Origin of the sequence: Brachyspira pilosicoli (genome assembly GCF_019402445.1) — a bacterium.
GTDB lineage: Bacteria > Spirochaetota > Brachyspiria > Brachyspirales > Brachyspiraceae > Brachyspira > Brachyspira pilosicoli_B.
Genome location: NZ_SRZM01000155.1, coordinates 1 through 4,381, shown reverse-complemented (window position 1 = coordinate 4,381; position 4,381 = coordinate 1). Strand labels below are relative to the sequence as shown.

The 4,381-nt window shown below is 26.5% G+C and carries 6 protein-coding genes; 3 read left to right on the top strand and 3 right to left on the bottom strand.

Annotated elements, in window-relative coordinates; translation table 11 throughout:
* Nucleotides 1-494, top strand: a 494-nt coding sequence (locus tag E6A48_RS06125) for a hypothetical protein (RefSeq protein ID WP_258018556.1), incomplete at its 5' end; no start/stop codon positions are given.
* 18 nt (nt 495-512) lie between these two features.
* Nucleotides 513-1,775 carry a 3-deoxy-D-manno-octulosonic acid transferase gene (locus E6A48_RS06120; RefSeq protein WP_219709175.1) on the top strand — a complete coding sequence of 421 codons (1,263 nt, stop codon included), beginning with the start codon at nt 513-515 and terminating at the stop codon, nt 1,773-1,775.
* On the opposite strand, the gene E6A48_RS06115 is transcribed toward E6A48_RS06120, so the two are convergent.
* The 3 genes from E6A48_RS06115 to E6A48_RS06105 are packed head-to-tail and all read right to left on the bottom strand — an operon-like array spanning nt 1,776 to nt 3,720.
* The gene (locus E6A48_RS06115) at nt 1,776-2,909 is read right to left on the bottom strand and encodes an MFS transporter (protein WP_219709174.1); all 1,134 of its coding nucleotides are present in this window, start codon (nt 2,907-2,909) and stop codon (nt 1,776-1,778) included.
* A gap of 15 nt (nt 2,910-2,924) precedes the next feature.
* On the bottom strand, nt 2,925-3,509 hold the full coding sequence (gene ruvA, locus E6A48_RS06110; protein ID WP_219709173.1) for a Holliday junction branch migration protein RuvA: 585 nt from the start codon (nt 3,507-3,509) through the stop codon (nt 2,925-2,927).
* Between the two features lies 1 nt (nt 3,510).
* Nucleotides 3,511-3,720 (bottom strand): heavy-metal-associated domain-containing protein, encoded by a 210-nt coding sequence (locus tag E6A48_RS06105; protein WP_219709172.1) that lies wholly within the window; start codon nt 3,718-3,720, stop codon nt 3,511-3,513.
* Between the two features lie 167 nt (nt 3,721-3,887).
* On the opposite strand from E6A48_RS06105, the gene E6A48_RS06100 reads away from it, so the two are divergent.
* On the top strand, nt 3,888-4,381 hold a 494-nt coding region (locus tag E6A48_RS06100; protein ID WP_219709171.1), incomplete at its 3' end, for an ATP-binding protein.

Here is a 4,381-nt window from a genome sequence, read left to right as displayed (position 1 = left end):
ACCCAAAGAAGCAAAAGGACTGCATTTTTATTAAGTATATCAACAAAACATGCGGTATTATTTTTTATATGTATTTCTATTATGTAAAATTAAAATACTTGCTTTTTCGTGAGCCTACATTTATGCAAAAAATTAATAATATCTCTATAAAAATACAACCATATAAAATATTTGACATAATACATATATATATTATAATTTCATCTATGAGTAAATATATTGTTATACATAAGATAATCAATGCTTCTATATTTATGCTTTTTCCTATAGCAGCATTTATAATAATGGCACATAAAAATATCACTTCTGGATTTAATTTAGTAATGCTAATTTTATTAAATGTTATAGAGATAGGTATTTTTATTTCTTTTATAGCTGTATCTGCAAGATGTGATTGGGGTACTAGAAAACAGCATGCCATAGTAAAGGCTGTAATTTCTTTACTTATATATGTTTTAATAATATTATTTACGCTAATGATTATTATTTTCTAATTGTTGGAAAGTTTTATAATGCAGTTATTTCTTCTTTACATATATTTTATTTTTGGGTATATCGCTTATCCTTTTATTTTTGTGGCTTTTTCTATTATGATGTTTTTTAATAAGCCTATAAGAAAGGGTGCTTTATCTAGATTAGGTTTTATTTACCCAAAAGAAAATAATAAAAATGCTGTATGGATTCATGCTGTTAGTGTGGGTGAGATAGTTGCTGTTAGAGAGATGGTGTTTAATTTAATTGAGAGAGGATATACTGTTTATTTATCTACAACTACTGTAGGTGGATATGATATTGCCAAAAAAAATTATGGAGATAAAGTAGAGCTTTTCTATTTAACTTTAGATTATCCTCATATGATTAACAAGCTTATAAATTTAATATCTCCAGAATATGTGATGATAGCTGAAATTGAGATATGGCCTACTATGATATATATGCTTCATAAGAGGCTTATACCTGTATTTTTAATCAATGGAAGAATTGGTAAAAAAGAACTTAAAGGATATAAAAACTTTCAATTTTTCTTTAAACCTTATTTTAATATGTATGCTAAGATACTTGCACAAAGTAATATTGATATGCAAAATATGATTACTATAGGTATGCCTAAAAAATTAATATCTGTTACAGGTAATTTGAAATATGATATTAATTATAGTGTAGATGAAAAAAAGATAGACAGTTTAGAGAGTATAATACCTGTAAATAAATTTGTAATAGTTGCAGGAAGTACGCATAGTAATGAAGAAGAAATAATATTAAAGGCTATAGATAAAATAGGAATAAAAGATGATGTATATATTGTAATAGTGCCTAGAAACATAGAGAGAGGGGAAGATATAAAAAATACGGCTTCAAAGTTGGGATACAATTTACCACTTTATACTGATTATGATAGAAGTTCTGAAGACGGTATTATTATAAACACAATAGGGGAGCTTCTTAATTGGTACAAACTCTCTGACCTTGTTATAATGGGTGGTACTTTTATTGGTAATGTAGGTGGGCATAATATACTTGAGGCTATTTATTTTAAAAAGCCTGTGATAGTTGGAAAGTATATGTATAACTTTATAGAGATTTATGAATATATGAAAGAGTGTGTCTTTAATTGTAAAGAAAAAGAGAATCTTCCAGAAGTTATAAAGCTTGCATATGAGAATAAAGAACTTAGAGAAAAATTAGCAAATACTTCTTATGAACTTCTTATACAAAATAATGGTGCTAGTAAAAAGACTATGGAGTTTATAGATAAATATATTGGTATAGTTTAATTAGGCTTTAACTCTCTTATAATATAATAAAGCTATAAATGCACATACAACAGCACTAGCAGTTAAAAATATATATGCTATCTCTATAGAATACATTTCTACTATTTTGCCTGTTATTATAGGGTAAATAAATATTCCTATTGAATAAGCTGTTTGATAAAAACCCATAGCAGAAGATTTTTTATCTCTGTCTATTTCTATAAGAGCCTCACTTGTAAGATATGATGCGAGCATTCCTATTGATAATCCTGAGAGTATTTGAGAAGCTACTATTACAAATATATTTTTTGTGAGTATTACAGCTACACAATATAAACCCAAAAGCACAAAAGAAAATGGAACATAAAATTTTGAGCCTCTCTTGCTTGCAAATGAAGTGCTTGCTATATATGCACTCACTATTGCAAAAAACATATTGAGAAGTGATGCTATTCCAACAAGGTATGAAGCACCTCCTAGTTCTTTTATTCTGTTTAGAGTAAATGATACCGATGCTGCCATATGTATGCCTTGCTCTATTATGCTTAAAACTGAGAAAAATAATAATCTTTTGTTTTTTATAACTAATATTAAATCTTTTATATTGTTTTTTTTCTCTCTCTTCTCTTCTTTTAAGAAAAGTGCCAATATAGTTGCAGCAAAAGCAGCCAAAGCCGCAGCAATAAGCATAAGGTTCATTCCAAACTTTTGATAAAATATAGTTGCAAATAAAAAACCCAAAAACATTCCTATAACATTAGCAACCAAACATTTACTAGCAGCCATATGTTCTTTGCTTCTGTCGAAATAAGAATAATATAAAACCATATACATAAGCCAAGTAGAAGCAGCAACACCTGTTAATATATTACCAACCAAAAAACCATTAGCTGTAGGATAGGCTATTTTTATAACACAAGAAATAGCAGATAATAATGAACCGAGTACTATAAATATTTTATACTTTCCAAAATAATCGCTTATTATTCCGAAAGGAAATCTAAGTATCATCTGCGAAGCACCGTAAAGCCCAAGAATTATACCAACTATGGAAGGTGTTACATTTAAAGCATATAAATACGGCACTTGAAAAGGTATGTAAGTGTATAAAGAAAACCAGTATAGTATCATTATTATAAATAGAGTATTAGGCATTTTTTATTATCCTTTTTATATACTGCTTAAGTTTCTTAATGCTAAGCTAATTAAATCTTCTGTTGTTTTATTTTCTTTGTTTTCTATATTTGATAATGCTTTTACAGCTTCATTATTTGAAAAGCCTAATGATATAAGAGCCTTTATTACATCGCTTTCATTTTCATTATATGATATTTTTGAAGAAGAAATATTTATATCTATCTTTTCTATTTTATCTCTAATTTCAAACAAAAGTTTTTCAGCCTTTTTTACTCCCATTCCTTGAACTTTTTTAAGCATATTAATATCTTTATTAAAGAGTATATGCATTATTTCATCTATTGAATATGTGGAGAGAACTTCCATTGCAAGTTTTGCTCCAACACCAGAGGCAGACATTAAAGTATTAAACATCTTTTTCTCTTCTCTTGTTCTAAAACCATAAAGCATCATAGAATCTTCTTTATGTATTAATTGAGTGTATAGTCTTATATTATCATCGTTGTTAACATTTAATTTTTTTGATACTATAATTTCGTAAGCCACTCCATTAGAACATAAAAGAGCAATGATTCCCTCTGATATCGTGCAAACTTTACCTTCTATAAAAGCAAACATATTATAAACTAGGCTCGTATTCTAATTCTTTAATTACTTCAAGCATTTTATCTGTGCTAACTTTGCTTTCATCATATTCTACTTCAGCACAAGCATTTTCTAAGCTCACATTTACTTTGCTTATACCCTCTAAAGCAGTAAGTTCTTCAGTAACAGCTTTAACGCAATTTTGACAGCCCATTCCTTTAATTTTGATAGTAATATTTTTCATTTATATCTCCTTAATAAAAAATGTTTTAGTATTATAACAAATAATTATATACTAATTGGGCGTATTTTTCAATAATATAAAAGTAGGTTATATATTTATTTTTTATTGATATAGGCTTTAATTTATTATATAATAAACTAAAAAATAAGTATAATAAAGAATTTGGTATGTCAGAAGTCAAAAAATATCCAACATTATATGTTAAAAATTTTGCTAAAATCAAAGAGGTGGAAATAGAGCTAGCCCCATTTACACTTTTTGTAGGCGACAACAACAGTGGAAAAAGTTATTTAGCAAGCTTGGTTTGGTATATTTCTAGTATCATGTTTTTTTGGGATTATAAAAAATCTTTAAATTTCCAAAACTATCATTATTTATATAGTTTAGCAAATGAAATATTTTCTAACAATAAAACTGAAGTTACAGAAATAAAGATATCTAGTGAAGTTATTAAGGATTGTATAGATATAGCAAATAATATTATATCTTATAATAAGGTTTCAATTTTTGAAAGTATATTTACTTATAAAAATATTATTGCTGAAGAAATATATATATCGTATCAAAATTATGATATAAATATTAATATAAAATATCATAAGAGTATTTCATCTAATAAATCTAATGATAATATTATTTATTTTTATCATAATAATAAATA

Bases quoted from the DNA above. Each gene is read 5' to 3' on its own strand.
- E6A48_RS06120 (WP_219709175.1), top strand. From the start codon at position 513: ATGCAGTTATTTCTTCTTTACATATATTTTATTTTTGGGTATATCGCT.
- E6A48_RS06115 (WP_219709174.1), bottom strand. From the start codon at position 2,909: ATGCCTAATACTCTATTTATAATAATGATACTATACTGGTTTTCTTTA.
- ruvA (WP_219709173.1), bottom strand. From the start codon at position 3,509: ATGTTTGCTTTTATAGAAGGTAAAGTTTGCACGATATCAGAGGGAATC.
- E6A48_RS06105 (WP_219709172.1), bottom strand. From the start codon at position 3,720: ATGAAAAATATTACTATCAAAATTAAAGGAATGGGCTGTCAAAATTGC.